Origin of the sequence: Clostridium sp. MCC345 (assembly GCF_018785345.1) — a bacterium.
Classification (GTDB): domain Bacteria; phylum Bacillota; class Clostridia; order Lachnospirales; family Anaerotignaceae; genus Anaerotignum_A; species Anaerotignum_A faecicola.
Genome location: NZ_WQPP01000060.1, coordinates 247,786 through 265,456, shown reverse-complemented (window position 1 = coordinate 265,456; position 17,671 = coordinate 247,786). Strand labels below are relative to the sequence as shown.

Annotated in this window: 17 protein-coding genes; 13 read left to right on the top strand and 4 right to left on the bottom strand. The window is 48.4% G+C overall.

Annotated features, from left to right (window positions below; all coding sequences use genetic code 11):
• Window positions 1-34: 34 nt before the first annotated feature.
• On the bottom strand, window positions 35-898 hold the full coding sequence (locus GPK49_RS10715; RefSeq protein ID WP_215677809.1) for a PHP domain-containing protein: 864 nt from the start codon (window positions 896-898) through the stop codon (window positions 35-37).
• Window positions 899-1,007: 109 nt separating this feature from the next.
• On the opposite strand from GPK49_RS10715, the gene GPK49_RS10710 reads away from it, so the two are divergent.
• The 9 genes from GPK49_RS10710 to ylqF all read left to right on the top strand — a co-directional run bounded on the left by GPK49_RS10710 (window position 1,008) and on the right by ylqF (window position 9,388).
• Window positions 1,008-1,448: a TIGR04086 family membrane protein gene (locus GPK49_RS10710; RefSeq protein ID WP_016407155.1), complete on the top strand. Its 441-nt coding sequence runs from the start codon at window positions 1,008-1,010 to the stop codon at window positions 1,446-1,448.
• Between the two features lie 164 nt (window positions 1,449-1,612).
• The gene (gene secD, locus GPK49_RS10705; RefSeq protein WP_215677807.1) at window positions 1,613-2,851 is read left to right on the top strand and encodes a protein translocase subunit SecD; all 1,239 of its coding nucleotides are present in this window, start codon (window positions 1,613-1,615) and stop codon (window positions 2,849-2,851) included.
• 13 nt (window positions 2,852-2,864) lie between these two features.
• Window positions 2,865-3,746, top strand: coding sequence for a protein translocase subunit SecF (gene secF, locus GPK49_RS10700; protein WP_016407153.1), 882 nt, complete (start codon window positions 2,865-2,867; stop codon window positions 3,744-3,746).
• Between the two features lie 129 nt (window positions 3,747-3,875).
• The gene (recJ, locus tag GPK49_RS10695) at window positions 3,876-5,651 is read left to right on the top strand and encodes a single-stranded-DNA-specific exonuclease RecJ (protein WP_215677805.1); all 1,776 of its coding nucleotides are present in this window, start codon (window positions 3,876-3,878) and stop codon (window positions 5,649-5,651) included.
• Window positions 5,652-5,663: 12 nt separating this feature from the next.
• Window positions 5,664-6,179, top strand: coding sequence for an adenine phosphoribosyltransferase (locus GPK49_RS10690; protein ID WP_215677803.1), 516 nt, complete (start codon window positions 5,664-5,666; stop codon window positions 6,177-6,179).
• A gap of 64 nt (window positions 6,180-6,243) precedes the next feature.
• Window positions 6,244-7,191 carry an AEC family transporter gene (locus tag GPK49_RS10685; RefSeq protein WP_215677801.1) on the top strand — a complete coding sequence of 316 codons (948 nt, stop codon included), beginning with the start codon at window positions 6,244-6,246 and terminating at the stop codon, window positions 7,189-7,191.
• 149 nt (window positions 7,192-7,340) lie between these two features.
• Window positions 7,341-7,685 carry a 50S ribosomal protein L19 gene (gene rplS, locus GPK49_RS10680; RefSeq protein ID WP_016407149.1) on the top strand — a complete coding sequence of 115 codons (345 nt, stop codon included), beginning with the start codon at window positions 7,341-7,343 and terminating at the stop codon, window positions 7,683-7,685.
• Window positions 7,686-7,816: 131 nt separating this feature from the next.
• Entirely contained in the window at window positions 7,817-8,407 is a 591-nt protein-coding gene (gene lepB / locus GPK49_RS10675) for a signal peptidase I (RefSeq protein ID WP_016407148.1), read from the top strand.
• A gap of 30 nt (window positions 8,408-8,437) precedes the next feature.
• Window positions 8,438-9,388 carry a ribosome biogenesis GTPase YlqF gene (gene ylqF, locus GPK49_RS10670; RefSeq protein WP_215677799.1) on the top strand — a complete coding sequence of 317 codons (951 nt, stop codon included), beginning with the start codon at window positions 8,438-8,440 and terminating at the stop codon, window positions 9,386-9,388.
• Between the two features lie 58 nt (window positions 9,389-9,446).
• On the opposite strand, the gene GPK49_RS10665 is transcribed toward ylqF, so the two are convergent.
• From GPK49_RS10665 to GPK49_RS10655, 3 genes are read right to left on the bottom strand one after another with little or no spacing between them, the layout of a single operon-like run.
• The gene (locus GPK49_RS10665; RefSeq protein WP_215677797.1) at window positions 9,447-10,085 is read right to left on the bottom strand and encodes an NUDIX hydrolase; all 639 of its coding nucleotides are present in this window, start codon (window positions 10,083-10,085) and stop codon (window positions 9,447-9,449) included.
• 5 nt (window positions 10,086-10,090) lie between these two features.
• Window positions 10,091-11,152 (bottom strand): tyrosine-type recombinase/integrase, encoded by a 1,062-nt coding sequence (locus GPK49_RS10660; protein WP_118581661.1) that lies wholly within the window; start codon window positions 11,150-11,152, stop codon window positions 10,091-10,093.
• Window positions 11,153-11,166: 14 nt separating this feature from the next.
• Window positions 11,167-11,889 (bottom strand): ATP-binding protein, encoded by a 723-nt coding sequence (locus GPK49_RS10655; protein ID WP_215677795.1) that lies wholly within the window; start codon window positions 11,887-11,889, stop codon window positions 11,167-11,169.
• A 273-nt stretch (window positions 11,890-12,162) separates the two neighbouring features.
• Between GPK49_RS10655 and GPK49_RS10650 the strand changes: the two genes are divergently transcribed.
• Genes GPK49_RS10650 through hisS form a run of 4 tightly spaced genes read left to right on the top strand, consistent with a single transcriptional unit; the run spans window position 12,163 to window position 17,599 of the window.
• Window positions 12,163-14,406: a RelA/SpoT family protein gene (locus tag GPK49_RS10650; RefSeq protein WP_174707763.1), complete on the top strand. Its 2,244-nt coding sequence runs from the start codon at window positions 12,163-12,165 to the stop codon at window positions 14,404-14,406.
• A 21-nt stretch (window positions 14,407-14,427) separates the two neighbouring features.
• Complete coding sequence (gene dtd / locus GPK49_RS10645) at window positions 14,428-14,880, top strand: D-aminoacyl-tRNA deacylase (protein ID WP_016407142.1); 453 nt, start codon at window positions 14,428-14,430, stop codon at window positions 14,878-14,880.
• On the top strand, window positions 14,880-16,352 hold the full coding sequence (gene hemZ / locus GPK49_RS10640; protein WP_277118798.1) for a coproporphyrinogen dehydrogenase HemZ: 1,473 nt from the start codon (window positions 14,880-14,882) through the stop codon (window positions 16,350-16,352). The genes dtd and hemZ overlap by 1 nt, the downstream gene beginning before the upstream one ends.
• Complete coding sequence (gene hisS, locus GPK49_RS10635; RefSeq protein ID WP_215677793.1) at window positions 16,349-17,599, top strand: histidine--tRNA ligase; 1,251 nt, start codon at window positions 16,349-16,351, stop codon at window positions 17,597-17,599. Before hemZ ends, hisS begins: the two co-directional genes overlap by 4 nt.
• Window positions 17,600-17,671: the final 72 nt, after the last annotated feature.

Genomic DNA, 17,671 nt, shown 5'->3' with positions numbered 1-17,671 from the left:
AATGGAGGACGATGAAAATCGTCCTCTTTTTGCGTTATCGGTGTGTTCTTTTTTTCAGATTTTCCCAGAAGGCATAGGGAATGGCGAGGTTATTTTTCCCACTGCCAAGATAGATATCGGGTTTATTTTTTCCGTGAAAATCACTGCCGCCGGAGGGGAGCAGACCCAGTCGCTTGGCAAGTGCGGTGATTTCCTTTGTCTGTTCGGGGGTATAGGTGGAATATTGGCACTCGATGCCGTCCAGACCATAGGGAATCAGCTCCCTGCAAAGAATTTCCAGCTGCGCTACATCCAGCTCATAAAGCGTAGGATGCGCCAGAACCGCCGCGCCGCCTGCCGCCTTGATGGTTTCGATGCAAAGGGCAGGAGAGAGAAATTCCCGCTCCACATAGCCCGGCAGACCAGGGGAGATATAACGGGTAAAAGCGTCCGCCTTCTTTTTGATATAGCCCTTTTCGAGCAGAATATTCGCAAAATGCGCCCGTGTGATGATTTCACCGCCTGCGTTTGCCGCCACCTCGTCCAAAGTCAGATGCAGACCGATGGAGGAAAGCCTTTCGCACATCCTGCGGTTGCGGATATCGCGGCTGCTTCGGATGGTTTCCATGCGGCCCTTGAGAAGGGGATGCGCCGGGTCAAAGCCTAAGCCGACAATATGGATTTCGGGACGGTGGAAATGCTCCCAGAGTGCGGCAAATTCAATGCCTGCGATGGCTTCGATGCCGAGGGCGTTTCCTGCGGCTTGAAATTCCGCCAGACCGTCAATGGTATCATGGTCGGTCAGGGCGATGGCGGAAAGCCCGATTTTCTGCGCCAGCGCTGCAACCTCTTTGGGGGCATAGGTGCCATCCGATGCGGTGGAATGGCAGTGTAAATCTATAATAGAGGAATCATGCATAGCAATGCCTCCTTTCTATTTTATCGGTATATCTATCAGTATAGCATACTTTTTCCAAAAGACCCATAAAATAAAACCAGAGAGGTCTGTTTGGATAGGATGTGATTTTTTGGGGAAGGAAAAAGGAAAGAAGGAAAAAAGAGAAAAAAAGGAGAACCATAGCCGCCGAACCCGCGAAAGGCAGACGGGCGGCACGGCGCTTTGCCTTCTGCGCGGCATGGGCATTGCCTTTGCCATCACCTGTATTATATTTATCGGCTTTGGGATGATACTGACCTATACCGCTGCTTCGGAGGAAAGTCTGCCTTTGGTTTCGCTAATCTGTACGGCGCTTTCTGTGGCGGCGGCAGGCTATGACTGGGCGGCGTGCAAAAGGAAACGGGGGCTGCTATGGGGGGCTCTGGCAGGGCTTGTTTACACCGCTCTGCTTTACGTTATTACAAGCCTTGCGGCGGATTCCTTCGTTTTGCATGCTTCGGGGCTGATGACGCTTGCAGTGGCACTTGCGGCAGGAGTCATCGGCGGAATTCTGGGGGTAAACCGCAGGTAGTGCAACAGAATTAGAAAATAAACTTGCAAATCCATCATTTTATGCTAAAATAAATTTTGTGATAAACGGAATAAAGGGGCATGGATCCTTCCGCTGACAGAGAACAAGGAAAGATTCATCCCTTTTTTGCGTAAGAAAACAGCATGAAAGGATGGAGAAAAAAGATGAAGATGAAAGGCAGAATGATGCTTTTGCTGACACTCATTGTGGCGGTTGCGCTGAGTGCAATCTCCTATAAGGGGATTGGTTCCAAAAAGGCATTGAGTGTTCATCGCATTGAGCAGGGTCTTGATTTGAGTGGCGGTGTAGATATCGTTTACGAAGCAGACCAGAAATCTGTAACAGACGATGAAATGAAGGCAGCAATTTCCCTTTTGCAGGGCAGATTGGACTGGAAGGGCTGGACAGAGGCTGAGGTTGCCCGTGAGGGGGACAAGCGTATCCGCGTGCAGATTCCCGGTGTGGAGGATGCGGAGGAAGCCATTCAGGAAATCGGACAGACCGCGCAGCTTTCCTTTGCAGATGAGGACGGCAATGTGCTGCTGACAGGTGATATGGTAAAGGATGCAACCAAGCAGGTTGGTTCCACAAGCAAAAACAGCGCTTCTCAGCCCTATGTTGCACTGGAGTTCAACAAAGAGGGGACGGAAAGATTTGCAGAGGCAACCTCGAACAATATTGGTAAGCAGATTTATATTATTATGGATAATGAGGTAATCAGTGCGCCGACTGTTCAGACAGCAATCACAAACGGACAGGCAATGATTACGGGCAGCTTTACCGCGGAGGGGGCAGAACAGCTTGCGTCCCTCATTCGTGCAGGCTCTCTGCCGTTTAACCTGAATGTAATTCAGATGAAGAACGTAGGTGCGCGTCTGGGTGCGGATGCGCTTTCCACAGGCATTAAGGCAGGTATTATCGGTATCGCTTTGGTACTGATTTATATGCTGTTTGCCTATAAGCTGCTGGGCTTTGCGGCAGACTGGGCACTGGTAATTTATATTGGCTTGGAGTTGGTGGCGCTGAGTCTGTTCCATGTGACGCTGACATTGCCCGGTATCGCAGGTATCGTGCTTTCGGTAGGTATGGCGGTAGATGCGAATATCGTTATTTTTGAACGTGTGAAGGAAGAACTGGTTCTGGGTAAGAGCCTGCGCAATGCGCTGAAGGCAGGCTTCAAGAGAGCAACTCCTGCCATTCTGGATGGTAATGTAACCACGTTGATTGCGGCGGCGGTTCTGTTCTTCTTAGGCAGTGGTACAGTGAAGGGCTTTGCAACTACACTGATGATCGGTATTGTGATTTCCATGTTCACTGCGCTTTTTATTACTCGTGTGATTGTGAACGGTCTGATGTATGCCGGTGTGCAGAATCCCAAATATTACGGCTTGAGAATGAAATAAGGAGGTGGGGAAAATGCAGATTATTCAAAACAGAAAAAAATTCTTTATCCTTTCCCTGCTGGTCATTATTATTGGTTTTGGCTTTATGATTGCCAATGCACAGGCAGGTAAGGGCGCACTCAACTGGGACGTTGAATTTACAGGCGGTACCTCCATGGAACTGAATATGAACGGTAAATATGATAATGACAAGCTGATTTCCATTATCAAGGACGTAACCGATCAATCCAGTCCGCAGATTCAGGAGGTTCTGGGGACAAATAACGTAGAAATCAAATTGCAGTCCATCGACAGCCCTACGCGTACGGCTCTGGTGGAAGCAATCCAGAAGGAATATTCCAAAGCGACACTGACGGAAGCGAATGATATCAGCGGTACGGTCAGCGGTGAAATGCAGCGTGCAGCCATCAAGGCAACGCTGATTGCGGCAGTAGCAATGCTGATTTATATTTCTATTCGGTTTAAGGATGTGCGCGCAGGCGGCAGTGCCATTCTGGCGCTGATTCATGACGTGCTGGTGGTTCTGGCGGCGTATGCGATTTTCCGTATTCCCGTAAATAATGCTTTTATTGCGGTACTCTTGACGATTCTGGGGTATTCCGTAAACTCGACCATTGTTATTTTCGACCGTATTCGTGAAAATAAAGGGGCATTCAAGAGAAACCAGACAGCAGAACGCATCAATAAGAGCATCAGCCAGACATTGGCGCGTTCCATCAATACATCCCTGACAACATTGTTTACCATTGGTGCCATTTATTTCCTTGGTGTGCCTTCCATTCAGGAATTCGCACTGCCTATGATGGTTGGCATCATTGCCGGTGCATATTCTTCCATTTGCATTTCCGGCTCTATCTGGTACACATTGCTGCCCAAGGCGGAAAAAGACGTATAACGATCAGTCGAAATTAAGATTTTGACTTGCGAGAGGAAAAGAAAGCGTTGTTCTTTGGTTCATCCGAAACAACGCTTTTTTCTCTTGCCCTGCTATGGTATGATGGAGGGGTATGAAAGGAGTGGCGGCATGAAACGCTGGCTTTTAAAACGAACGAAAATAGATACGGCGGCAATGGCGCGGGATTTGGGTATCCGCCGGGCAACAGCTGCAGTGCTTGCCAATCGGGAGCTATCTTCCAGACAGGCGGCAAGGAATTTTCTCTGCGGCGGTACGGCGGCATTAGGAAATCCGCTGGAAATGAAGGACTTTTCGCAGGCAGCCTCTCTGCTTGCGGAAGCGATTCGCGCAGGAAAGAAAATTGTCGTGTATGGGGATTATGATGTGGACGGGGTGATGAGCACCTCTATTTTATATCAGACGATTCTGCGATGTGGCGGCAATGCTGTTTTTTATCTGCCGCATCGGCAGAAGGAGGGCTACGGGCTGAACCTGAAGGCAGTGAATCAGCTTGCGGCAGAAGGCATAGAAGTGCTTTTCACCTGTGATAACGGCATTGCGGCGTTGCAGGAAATTGCGCTTGCGAAGGAAAAGGGCATGACGGTTGTAGTGCTTGACCACCATGAGCCCGGCTTTCGGGGCGAGGGAGAGGAGCGCAGGGATATTCTGCCTGCGGCGGATGCCATCATTGACCCGAAGCAGCGAGCCTGCCCCTATCCCTTTAAGCAGATGTGCGCCGGAGGACTTTCCTATTACTTTGCGCATCACCTTTTGCAGATATTTGAAATTACGGATGAGGGGCTGGAACGACAGCTTTTGACCTTTGCAGGCATTGCGACCGTCTGCGATATTGTGGATTTACTGGGGGAGAATCGTGCGCTCGTGCAGATGGGGCTTGCGGAAATTGGCAAAACGGAAAATATTGGGCTGCGCGTGCTGATTGAGGAGGCAGGGCTTTCGGATAAGGCCATTTCGGAATATCATATCGGCTTTATCATTGGGCCCTGTATCAATGCGACAGGACGGTTGGAAAGCGGCAGGCTTGCGGTGGAGCTTTTCTGTACACAGAATGAGAAGGAAGCGAGAGAGAAGGCAAGGCATCTGGTGATGCTCAATGCGGAACGCAAGCAGCTGACAGAGGAAGCGGCGGAGCGTGCGGATATTGCCCTGCAGGAAGGCGACGCTTTGCAGGATAGGGTGCTTGTGCTGTATGATGCGGAGATTCACGAAAGCATTGCAGGGATTGTTGCAGGCAGAATCAAGGATAAATATTACCGCCCGACCATCCTGATTACGGGCAGCGAGGACGGAGCAAAGGGCTCAGGCAGGAGCATTGAGGGCTATCATCTGTTTGAGGCATTGTTTGCCAATCGGGATTTATTTACGCGCTTTGGCGGACATGCCATGGCGGCAGGGCTTTCTCTGCCTGTAGAAAACATCCCCGTTCTGCGCAGACGGCTCAATGAAGGCTGTACCCTGACGGAGGAGCAGATGATTCCGATTCTGCGGCTGGAGGATGCACTTTCCTTTGCGGAGATTGACTTAGGGCTTGCAATGGAATTGCAGACACTTGCGCCCTTCGGCAAGGGCAACCCTGCGCCGTTATTTGCATCCAAGGGGATTCATGCTGACCGTGTGGATTTGATAGGGAAGAATAAAGATATCTTGCGGCTGACGCTTTCCGAGCCGGAAAATGGGATTCGCCTTTCGGCAATCTCCTTTGATGGCTATGAACCGCTCAGAGAAATGCTGAAAGCATTGTATCCGGCAGAGGATTGTGATAAAATAATACACAGTGGGCTTTTGCCGCAGCTGCTGGATATTGTGTATAGCATTGAAATCAACAGCTATCGCGGCAGAAGCAATATACAGTTGATACTAAAGGATTTTCGATTTGCAAAATGAGGAGGATATGGGATGGATTTAAAGGACAAGATCAGATCAATTGAGGATTACCCTCAGAAGGGTGTGATCTTCCGTGATATTACAACACTGCTGAAGGATGCAGAGGGGCTGAGGGACGCTGTGGATGCCATAACGGCTAGCCTTGCGGATGTTTCCTTTGATTTGGTGCTGAGCCCCGAATCCAGAGGGTTTATCTTCGGGATGCCTGTGGCGTATAATATGGGGAAGGGCTTTGTTCCTGTCAGAAAGGCGGGAAAGCTGCCTGCGGAAACCATCAGCAAGGAATATGAGCTGGAATACGGCAAGGCAACAATCGAAATTCATAAGGATGCCATCAAGCCCGGACAGAAGGTTGTCATTGTAGATGACCTGATGGCAACAGGCGGCACAGCAAAGGCGATTATGGAGATGGTAGAGGAAATGGGCGCAGAGGTCGTTGCCTCCGCATTTTTGATAGAACTGGATTTTCTGAACGGCAGAAAGGCCTTGCCCGATTGCAGAGTCGAGGCTGTGATTCATTACGAATGAGAAAAAAAGGAAGGGTGGCACTGCCGCTCTTTCTTTTTATAAAAGAATAGATGAGGGATAAGGTATGTACGGACAATTTTTTATACTGTTTGGATTGATTCTGGTGGGGTATTACTGCAACAAAAAGGGATATCTGCCGTTGGAAACGAACAAAAATGTGGGACACATGGTTATGCGTGTGACGATTCCTGCCATGCTGATTACAACGATTGCGAGCATTGAGATTACCGACAGGGTGCTGCGTGCGTTTTTGCTTTCTGCCGCAGGGCAGATTGCCATGATGGTTGTGTTTGGCTTTTTGATGCGGCAATACGGGCGGAAAAGAGGCTTGGACAGCCGCCTTCTGCCCATGCTTGACCTGACCGCAGGCTCCCTGAACACAGGCTTTATCGGCTTGCCCGTGACCATGATTTTCTTCGGGCAGGCAGGGATTATTTATATGTCTGCGGGGGTTTTGGCACTGAATTTGTATCTTTGGTCGTATGGTGTATATCTGATTTCAGACAAGAAGGCGACAGGTGCGGCGGCCATCGGGAAAAGCTTTTTGCAGGGCGCAATCAACCCGAACTGCATTTCTATTTTGCTGGGGCTTTTGCTTGCGGTGACGCATACGGCGCGATTTGTGCCGACAGTGGTGCTTGGCTTTCTGACAAAGGTGGGGGATTTATCGACACCGCTTTCGTTGATTTATATTGGCGCATTGGCAGGCGGCAGCGGCATCGTGCAGCTCTTTAAAGAAAAAATGGCACTGGAAATCAGTGTGGTGAAGATGATTGGGATGCCTGCATTGGCAATTCTTGCAATGCTTTTTATTCCTGCGGATGGTCTTGCAAAGTCGGTGTTCCTGCTTTCCGTTTGCATGCCATCAGCGGCGGTCGTGCCGATGATGGTCGGCAGATACGGCTATGGGGATAAGATGTCCTCGGATATTGTGCTTTGGACAACGGTTCTTTCTATGGCAACGCTGCCGTTAAGCGTGCTGCTTGCCGCAAAGCTTTACGGAGCAGTCTGAAAAGCCTGAAAAACCTTTATTTTTCGGAAAAAAGTGCTTGCAATGCCCTTTCGGGCGTGGTATAATTTTTCATGTTGATTACGGACGGTCCAATGCCGCTGTCAAAGGGATGGGGTAAGAACGTCTAAGGTGCATAAGGAGGAAATACAATGGATATCATCAGAGAACTGGAAAATGAACAGCTGAAAAGCGAAGTAACTCCTTTTAACGTTGGCGACACAATCCGTGTTTATGCTAAAGTAGTAGAGGGTACAAGAGAAAGACTGCAGATGTTCGAAGGCGTTGTTATCAAAAGACAGGGCGGCGGCATCAGAGAAACTTTCACAGTAAGACGTATCGCTTCCGGCGTTGGCGTTGAAAGAACATGGCCCGTACACTCTCCCAGAATCGACCGTATCGAGGTTGTAAGACGTGGTGTTGTAAGACGTGCTAAACTGTTCTACCTGAGAGACAGAGTTGGTAAAGCAGCTAAGGTTAAAGAAGTTCTGAAATAAGCTGTACATTTTGTACCGGAACGAGAAAAAGCAGTCTCGATGAACAAGTTTCATCGAGACTTTTTTCGTGAGAGGCAGAAGGGCTTTTGCCTTTGACGAAAAAATGCGTTTGGATAAAGGAGGTCTTTGGAATGGAGCAGGCAATTGAAAAGCAGGAAGAACAGAAGCCTACAAGAAGAAAAAAGGAAAAGAAGGGAATGCCCATGCTGCTGCAGCTGGTGCTGTTGGTTGTTGTGATTGTGGTTTTGCGTAATGTAATGGGGACGGTTCTGGTAAAGGGGTCTTCCATGGAGCCGAATTTTTACCATGGCGATTTTGTGTTTATCAATAAGCTGAGCACCTCCTTCGGTACGCTGAAAAAGGGTGATATTGTTATCTGCCGCCTGAATGACGAAAAGAAAAATATCATCAAGCGTGTGATTGGTCTGCCCGGGGATGTAATTGACCTCAGAGATAATGGTGACGAGGAAGATACGATATACTCTCTGTATATCAATGGGGAGTTGGTGAAGGAGGACTATATCAAAGCGCCGATGGATACAAAGGGAAATATTGAGTACCCTTATACAGTTCCCGAAAACAGCTATTTTGTGATGGGGGACAACAGAAACGCAAGCTCCGACAGCCGCAGAAAATCGGTCGGCGCGATTCCGAAGGAGAACCTGATGGGGAAGGTTGTGTTCCGCCTGTATCCCTTCAGCTCCATTGGCTTTATCAAATAAAAACATGAGTGAAAATAGAAAGAGGTAGCTATGAACAATATTCAATGGTATCCCGGGCACATGACAAAAACCCGCAGAATGATGGAGGAAAATATTTCTCTGGTGGATATTGTCATCGAACTGGTAGATGCAAGAATTCCATACAGTAGCAAAAATCCGGATCTGGATACGCTTGCGAAGAATAAGCACCGCATTCTGCTTCTGAATAAATGCGACCTAGCGGACGAAAGGGCAACCGATATCTGGCAGGAATATTTTGAAAAGCAGGGCTTCCGCGTGATTCGCATCAATGCGCTGAAGGGCAACGGCTTGGGCGAGGTGACGGAAACGGCACGCAGCTTAATGAAGGAAAAAATTGAGAAGCTGAAAGCAAGAGGGCGTATCAATGTCCCTATCCGCAGCATGATTGTGGGTATCCCGAATGTGGGGAAATCCACGTTTATCAATAAATATGTGGGGAAGGTAACGGCGAAAACCGGGGATAAACCCGGTGTGACCCGCGGCAAGCAGTGGATAAAATTAAAAAAGGATTTTGAGCTGCTCGATACGCCGGGCATCCTCTGGCCGAAATTTGAGGACCAGCAGGTGGGGCTGAAGCTGGCGTTTACGGGGGCAATCAATGATGATATTCTTGACCCCGAAAATATGGCGCTTGCCTTTATCAATCACATGATTTCCAGAAATCCCGACTGTCTGCGGAATCGGTATCAGATTACATTCGATACGATTGAGGAGCCGCATGTAATTCTGGAAAAAATCGCGATGGCGCGCGGCTTCAAGAAAAAAGGCGATGAACCTGATTTGGAGCGCGCAGGCAAAATTCTGATGGATGAATACCGTGGCGGCAAGCTTGGCAGGCTGACATTGGAGCTGCCGGAGGATATTGATGTGATGCTGGAGCAGAAGAAGGCAAGGGCGGCGGAAAAAGCGGTTTTGGATAAGGAACGGAAAAAGGCCTACAATAATAAAAAGAAGAAATAACACAAAAACCATAGGACTGGCGGATACCAGATTCTATGGTTTTCTTTTTTAGCTGCTTTTAAAATTTCAGCTTAGACTCGTTTAGAATCTCGATGATATTGCGAAGCACCTGTGCGGTGAAGCCCCAGATGATATGCCCGTTATATTCATAGAAAAGCTGTGTGGTTTTGCTCTTGCTAAAGGGATAATTTTTGCCGCCTTCGATTTTTTCGTAGGGGAAATCGGGGGATTCTATGACCTTCCAGACGGTATCATGCCGCTCCGGCTCGGTTTTCAGAAAGAAACGCAGGGGGACGGTGAAAATTTCTGCAACCTCCTTGGGATTTGGGACTGCGGTTTTGTAAATTTCATAGGGGATATAGGCGATATAGGGCTGAATCATGCCACGATAAATCGTCAGCATGAAGTCACTTTTCCCCAGAAGGCGAATATCCTTTTGAGAGATGCCGATTTCCTCCTCGGTTTCTCTGAGAGCGGTTTCCACGAGGGTTTCGCCCTGTTCCCGATGTCCGCCGGGAAAGCAGACATCCCCCGGCTGATTTACCCCTGCGGCGCGTTTTGTCAGAATGAAATGCAGTTCTCCGCCTATCTCTGTCAGCAGAGCAAGAACGGCGAAATGGCGCAGCTTCCAAATGGGGGCTGCTTCATGCGCAGAAAAAACAGCGGTGACTTTTTTCAGACAGTTTTTATGTTCCATGGGGCTCAGTCCTTTCTTAATCTGATGCGGGTTGCTGCCATGCGGCGACGGCTGTCCTCGATATCGGCGTAATGCTTTCGGGTGGTATTGACATCGGCATGCCCCAGCACATCCGCCACTAAGTAGATATCCCCCGTTTCCTGATAGAGATTTGTACCGAAGGTACTGCGCAGCTTATGGGGGGTGATTTTTTTGATTGTAACGCCCTGTGCGTATTTTTTGACCATATTCTGCACCGTCCGCACGCCGATGCGCTTGCCCTGACTCGAAAGAAAGAGGGCATCTTCATTTTCGTCCTTGGTTAGGGCGTTCTGCCGTTCCTCTAAGTAATCCGCAAGGGTTTCCCGTACTTCTTCGCCGAAATAGAGGAAAACCTCGTTGCCGCCCTTACGGGTAACCTTGACGGCGTTATTCTGAAAATCCAGATCCTTAATATTGATACCGACACATTCGGAAACACGCATCCCCGTCCCAAGCAGGAGCGTCATCATGGCAAGGTCGCGCTTTTTTGTTTTTTCATGGAAGACCTTCTGGCGGTCGGTCAGCTTTTCGCCGCTTTCCACTGCATCCAGAAAGTTTGCCATTTCGTTCACATCCAGACGCACAATAGCTTTTTCGTGGATTTTCGGGGTATCGACCAAAGAGGCAGGGTCCGCCGATATAATTTTTTTCTTATACAGATATTTAAACAGCATCCGCACTGCGGCAAGCTTACGGGATTTCCCTTTTTCCTCGTTGTGCATTTCCTTGCCATAGGCAGGGTTTTCATAATCGGGGCGAATATAATAGGAAAGATATTCCATGAAACAGTCAATATCCTCCGAGGTGACCTCGCTCAAATGCGCTGCGGTCAAATCCTTCGGCTCGATGCCGCCGAGGGTGCGATGCTCCTCATAAAGATAGCGGAAGAAAATCCGCAGATCGTAGGCATACGCCAGACGGGTTTTAGTAGAGGTGGTCTGTGCGATGCCGCGAAAGAAGGCTTGCACAAAGGAGGGCAGCTCCCTCTGGATTTCCCGAAGACGCAGGGTTTCCTTATTTTTCAGTTCCTCACGGTAATCAGACATCAGGCTCACCTTCCTTATTCCTCATGATTCCAACCCTTTAGGGAGGAACGCTTGATGGCACCGAATACCTTTTCCTGCAAATTATCATACCGTAGGGAAAGCTCTGCCAGAAGCTCCTTGGTTTCCTGCCGCTTGGTATTTCCGTCGGCAAGACAGGGGTTTTTTACGATATGGATATCACTTTTATTGACAAAGCTGCGACATTCCCATTCCGGCACATACATCAGCGGGCGGATGGAATAGAGTTTTTTTCTGTCCAAGAAGCTAACGGGAGCGAAGCAGTTCAGGCGACCCTCATAAAGCAGAGACATAAAGAAGGTTTCCACAACATCGTCCTTATTATGCCCCAAAGCGATCTTATTGCAGCCAAGCTGTTCCGCCATATCATTCAATGCGCCCTTCCGCATTTTTGCACAGAGAGAGCAGGAATTTTTTTCTTTTCGCTCATCAAAAATGATTTTGCCGATATCGGTTTCCACAACGGTATAATGCACACCCAGCTCATTGCAGAGTGCCTGTATGCCGTCATAGCTTGCACCGGGCAGACCGAGGGAGACGGTAATTGCCTCCAGCTCAAACCGCTTGGGATAGAAGCGCTGTAAATGCTTGAGGGCGACCAGAAGACAGATGCTGTCTTTGCCGCCGGAAATGCCGACCGCGATTTTATCGCCTTCCTCTATCATGCTATAATCATCTACTGCGCGGCGCACATAGCTTAATAATTTCTGTAATTTCATGTGAATACTCCTTTGTTTCCTGCATCTATCATGCGGTATAATCTATACTTATCTTATATAGATTATAGCGGAAGGAAGGAAAAAATAAAAGAGCCGCGGAGTTTTTTTCGGAAAAAGCGGAAAGACTGTAAAGGACAAAAGAATCTTGCGCCCAAGGGCATACTTTTGTGGAAATATTCTTGAAAATATACATATAAAACTGTATAATAATTTTTATAATCTTTTTTCGACAAAATTATTAGAAATTTTTATCAATAAGAGGGGGTGATGAGTATGGCAGAGATTGATGAACAATTATATAAGGAATTGATTGATAAAATCAAAACCTACCATCCGTCCGATGATTTTTCCATGGTGGAAAAGGCATATAAGCTGGCGGTGGAAGCGCATAAGGAACAAAAGAGAAAATCAGGCGAACCATATATCATCCATCCTTTGAAGGTGGCATATATTCTGGCGGAGCTGGAGCTGGATATGGAGACCATCACGGCAGGGATTCTGCACGATATTATTGAGGATACACCTTATACCTATGAGGATATTACACACCTGTTCGGCGAGGAAATTGCTGCATTGGTGGATGGTGTGACGAAACTGGGCAAGCTTTCCTATACCACAAAGGAAGAGGCGCAGGCAGAAAACTACCGCAAGATGTTCCTTGCCATGGCAAAGGATATTCGTGTTATTTTAATCAAGCTGGCGGACAGACTGCACAATATGCGGACGTTAAACTATATGACACCCGAAAAGCAGAGGGAGAAGGCGCAGGAAACGCTGGATATTTACGCTCCTCTGGCACATCGTCTGGGTATTTCCAAAATCCGTTCCGAAATGGAGGATTTGTGCTTTAAATATCTGAATCCGGATGCGTATTTCGATTTGGCGGCAAAAATCCAGAAGAAAAAGGAAGAACGTGACCAGTTCGTGCAGAGCATGGTGCAGGAATTACAGACGAAGATGAACGAGGCCGGCATCAAGGGGAAGGTTTACGGCAGAACAAAGCACTTTTTCAGCATTTATAAGAAGATGGTGAACCAGAATAAAACCCTTGACCAGATTTATGATTTGTTCGCTATCCGTGCGCTGGTGGACAGCGTGAAGGATTGCTATGCCGTTCTGGGGATTGTGCATACGGCGTATACCCCCATGCCCGGACGGTTTAAGGATTATATTGCCATGCCAAAGCCGAATATGTATCAGTCGCTGCACAATACGCTGATTGGCCCGCATGGGCAGGTGTTTGAGGTGCAGATTCGTACCTGGGAAATGCACCGCACAAGCGAATACGGTATCGCTGCCCACTGGAAATATAAAGAGGGCAGAGCAAACGAAAAATCGAGCAAGGCGCAGAAAAGTGAGGAAGCAAAGCTGGCATGGCTGCGGCAGATTATGGAATGGCAGAAGGATATGTCCGATAATAAGGAATATCTGGATACCATTAAGCTGGATTTGAATATCTACAGCACACAGGTGTATGCCTTTACGCCGCAGGGGGATGTTATCCAGCTGACGAAGGATTCTACCCCGATTGACTTTGCCTATATGATTCATTCGGCAGTCGGCAATAAGATGGTCGGCGCGAGGGTAAATAATAAAATCGTTCCGCTGGATCATAAAATCCAGAATGGGGACATTGTAGAGATTATCACTTCACAGAATTCCAAGGGGCCGAACCGAGATTGGCTTGCCATTGTCAAAACAGCACAGGCAAGAACAAAAATCAAGCAGTGGTTCAAGAAGGAAGAGAAGGAAGAAAATATCATCCGTGGACGCGAAATGATTCTGGCAGATATCAAGAAAAAGGGATATCAGCCGCAGGATTTGCTGCGCCCGGAATGGGAAGAAATCGTTCTGGTGAAATACGATTTCAAGACATGGGATGCGCTTCTGGCTGCTGTCGGCTACGGCGGCATGAAGGAGGGGCAGGTTGTTAACCGCTTGAAGGATGAATATTTAAAGGAAAAGAGAAAGACGCAGACGGCAGAGGATGCGCTGAAGGATTTTGAAAAGACCATCGACCAGAAGCCTGTGAAAAAGCATAAAAGCAAGAGCGGCGTTGTGGTGGAAGGCATCGGGGATGTTGCGGTGCGTTTTTCCAAATGCTGTAGTCCGGTGCCTGGGGATGAAATCATCGGCTTCGTGACACGCGGCAGAGGGGTTACGATTCACCGTACCGACTGCATCAACGTGATCAATCTGAGCAACGAGGAACGCGGACGCTTGATCAATGCCGAATGGGATACGCAGTTTGCCAAGGGAGAAAGCAATACCTCTTATTTGGCGGAGCTGAAGGTTGTAGCGAATGACAGGGTTGGCTTGATTGTGGAAATCAGCCGTCAGCTGGCGGATGATGATATTTCCGTAAAGGGCTTTAATGTGAGAACCACAAAGGATATGCAGGCAATTTTGAATGTTACGATTGAAATTAAAACAAAGGAACAGCTGGAGCGCGTGGTCACACGTCTGAAAAATCTGCGTGATGTGACAGAGGTGGAGCGTGTTTCCGGTCTGGGCTGATATAGGGTTTAGGAGGAAGAAATGAGAGCAGTATTACAGAGAGTTACAGAAGCAAGTGTAACCATTGACGGACAGAAGGTTGGAGAAATCGGCAAGGGGATTATGGTGCTGTTTGGCATGCTGGGAACAGATACGGATAAAACCATTGATTACATGCTGGATAAGGTCATCAATCTGCGTATTTTTGAGGATGAAAACGGCAAGATGAATCTTTCTCTGTTGGATATTGAAGGAGAGTTGCTGATTGTGCCTAACTTCACCCTGTACGGGGATGCAAGAAAGGGCAGACGACCCGGCTACAGCAGCGGGGCAGCACCCGAAATTGCAAGCGAATTGTTCGATAAGCTGTGTGCAAAGGCAGAAGCACTGGGCATCAAGAAGGTGCAGCATGGCATTTTCCAGACAGATATGAAGGTTGCCCTTGTCAATGATGGCCCTGTGACACTGCTGCTTGACAGTGAAAAGCTGTTCTGATGCGTATGGATACGGAAACCATCAGCTATGTTCTGGAGGGACATGAGCTGCAAAACGATGTGCAGACAATGATACAGGTATTTCTGGCAAACCGCCATTATATCCGCACGGACACAGTGACAGATGCGGAGATTACCGTAAAAAGCGAGATGAAAGAGGGCATTGCTTCGGCAATGCTTTATCGCCGTGGGGAGAAGGCTTCCGCATGGTCGATGGAATATGACGAAAAAATGCTGACGGAAAAGGAACAGAAGCGCATCATCAAGCGGACGATTTATGAGCTGCTGAAGGCGGAAACGGGAATTCGCCCCCAATGGGGACTGCTGACAGGCGTGCGCCCTGCAAAGCTCATCAGCAGCCTGTTGGAGGAGGGCAAAACGGACAAGGAATGTCTTGCTTTTCTGACGGAGGATTATCTTGTGATGCCGCATAAGGCGGCACTGGCGCTCAAGGTGGCAAAGGCGGAACGAAAAATTCTGGAGGATAACCGCCCTGAGGAAATCAGCCTGTATATCGGGATTCCCTTCTGTCCAACCAGATGTCTGTACTGCTCCTTTACGGCGTATCCGCTCCATCAGTATAAAAATCGGGTGGATGAATATCTGGATGCCATGTTCAGAGAATTGGATTGGCTTGCGGCATACAGCAGAAGCTTCGTGATGAAGAATATTTATATCGGCGGCGGCACACCGACCTCCTTGGATGAGGCACAGCTGGAACGCCTGCTGCAAAAGGTGGAGGAGCTGTTCCATCCCGATGAGAGCATGGAATATACCGTTGAGGCAGGTCGCCCCGATACGATTACAAGAGAAAAGCTGCGGCTTTTAAAGGAGTACGGCGTGAACCGCATTTCCATCAATCCGCAGACGATGAACGATAAGACCTTGCGTGCGGTTGGCAGAAAGCATACGGTGGAGGATATCCGTCGGGTGTTCCGCGAGGCAAGAGAGGAAGGACATCAGAATATCAATATGGATTTGATTCTGGGTCTGCCGGGAGAGGATGCCGCAGATGTCCGCAATACCATGGAAGAAATCATGAAGCTGGCACCCGATAACGTAACGGTGCATACGCTTGCAGTCAAGCGTGCATCCCGACTCAGAGAGGAACTGGCACAGCATGACATGACAACGGCGGAAGCCTTGGAGGAAATGCTTGATATTTCCGCGGAATACGCCGAAAGAATGGGCATGGAGCCGTATTATATGTATCGCCAGAAAAATATGGTCGGCAATTTTGAAAATGTCGGCTATTGTCATCCCGGCAAGGAAGGCATCTATAATGTACAGATTATGGAGGAAAAGCAGACTATCCTTGCGGCGGGCGCAGGCGCGAGCACAAAAACGGTTGACCCCGAAACAGACCGCATTGAACGGGTGTTCAACGTAAAAAGCATCGAGGATTATATCGGTCGCATAGAGGAAATGATAGAAAGAAAGAGAACGGGCTTGCCCCAAGGAGGTAATATATGATCCAGTTAGTGAAAGGGACAAAGGATATTTACGGCGCAGAGGTGAAGGCTTGGCAGGAAATCGAAGGGAAAATGAGACGCATTTGCGAAACCTTCGGCATTGGTGAAATCCGCACGCCCGCGTTTGAATTTACAGAGCTGTTTGCCAGAGGGGTTGGCGAAACCACAGATATTGTGCAGAAGGAAATGTATACCTTTACGGATGATGGGGACAGAAGTCTGACACTTCGTCCGGAGGGAACGTCAGGTGCAGTGCGTGCGTATGTGGAGCATGGGATGCACAATCAGGCACAGCCCACAAAGCTGTATTATATTTCCCCGACCTTCCGTTGTGAAAATACACAGGCAGGCAGACAAAGACAGTTCCACCAGTTCGGCATTGAAATGCTTGGCTCCTACAGTGCGGCGCAGGATGCAGAGGTTATCTCTGTTGCAACTGCTTTACTGGAGGAATTAGGCGTAGAGGGCGTAGAGCTGCGCATGAACAGCCTTGGCTGCCCCGAATGTCGTGCAAGATACAACAAAACACTGAAGGAATTTATCGGACAGAACCTGGACAAGCTTTGCCCGACCTGCAAGGAGCGTTTCGAGAAGAACCCCCTGCGTGTGCTGGACTGCAAAGAAGAAAGCTGTCAGCAGATTGTGGCAAATGCGCCCTCTGTGCTGGATTGTCTGGATGAGGAATGTACGGCACATTTTCAGAAGGTGCAGGATATTTTGACTGCAAACGGCATTGCCTTTACCATTGATCCCAAGATTGTGCGTGGCTTGGATTATTACACCAGAACGGTTTTTGAGTTTGTATCCGATGGGCTGACTGTATGCGGCGGCGGAAGATATGATAATTTGGTTGAGGAAATCGGTGGAAAGCCTACAGGCGCAGTCGGTTTTGGTCTGGGGATTGAAAGACTGATTATGATTCTGGAAAAGCAGCATGGTGCCATTACCGAAACACCTGAGAGAGATGTTTATATCGGCTCTATGGGCGAAAAGGGACTTTTGAAAGCACAGTCTCTGACCTATGAGCTGAGAAAGGCAGGCATTCAGGCGGACTGCGATACTGTGGAACGCAGTGTAAAGGCACAGATGAAATATGCCAATAAGATTGGTGCAAAATATTCCGTTATCCTTGGTGATTCTGAACTGGAAAGCGGCAGAGTAGAGCTGAAGGATATGGCAAACAGTGAAAAGAGCGAGGTTGCTCTGGCAGATTTGCCTGCAATCCTCAAGGAAAAATGCGGAAAATAAAACAAAAACAGAATGAATACAGAGCCTTGGGAGAACCTTCTTTCAAGGCTTCCTTTTTACTTGCGGGGCGGC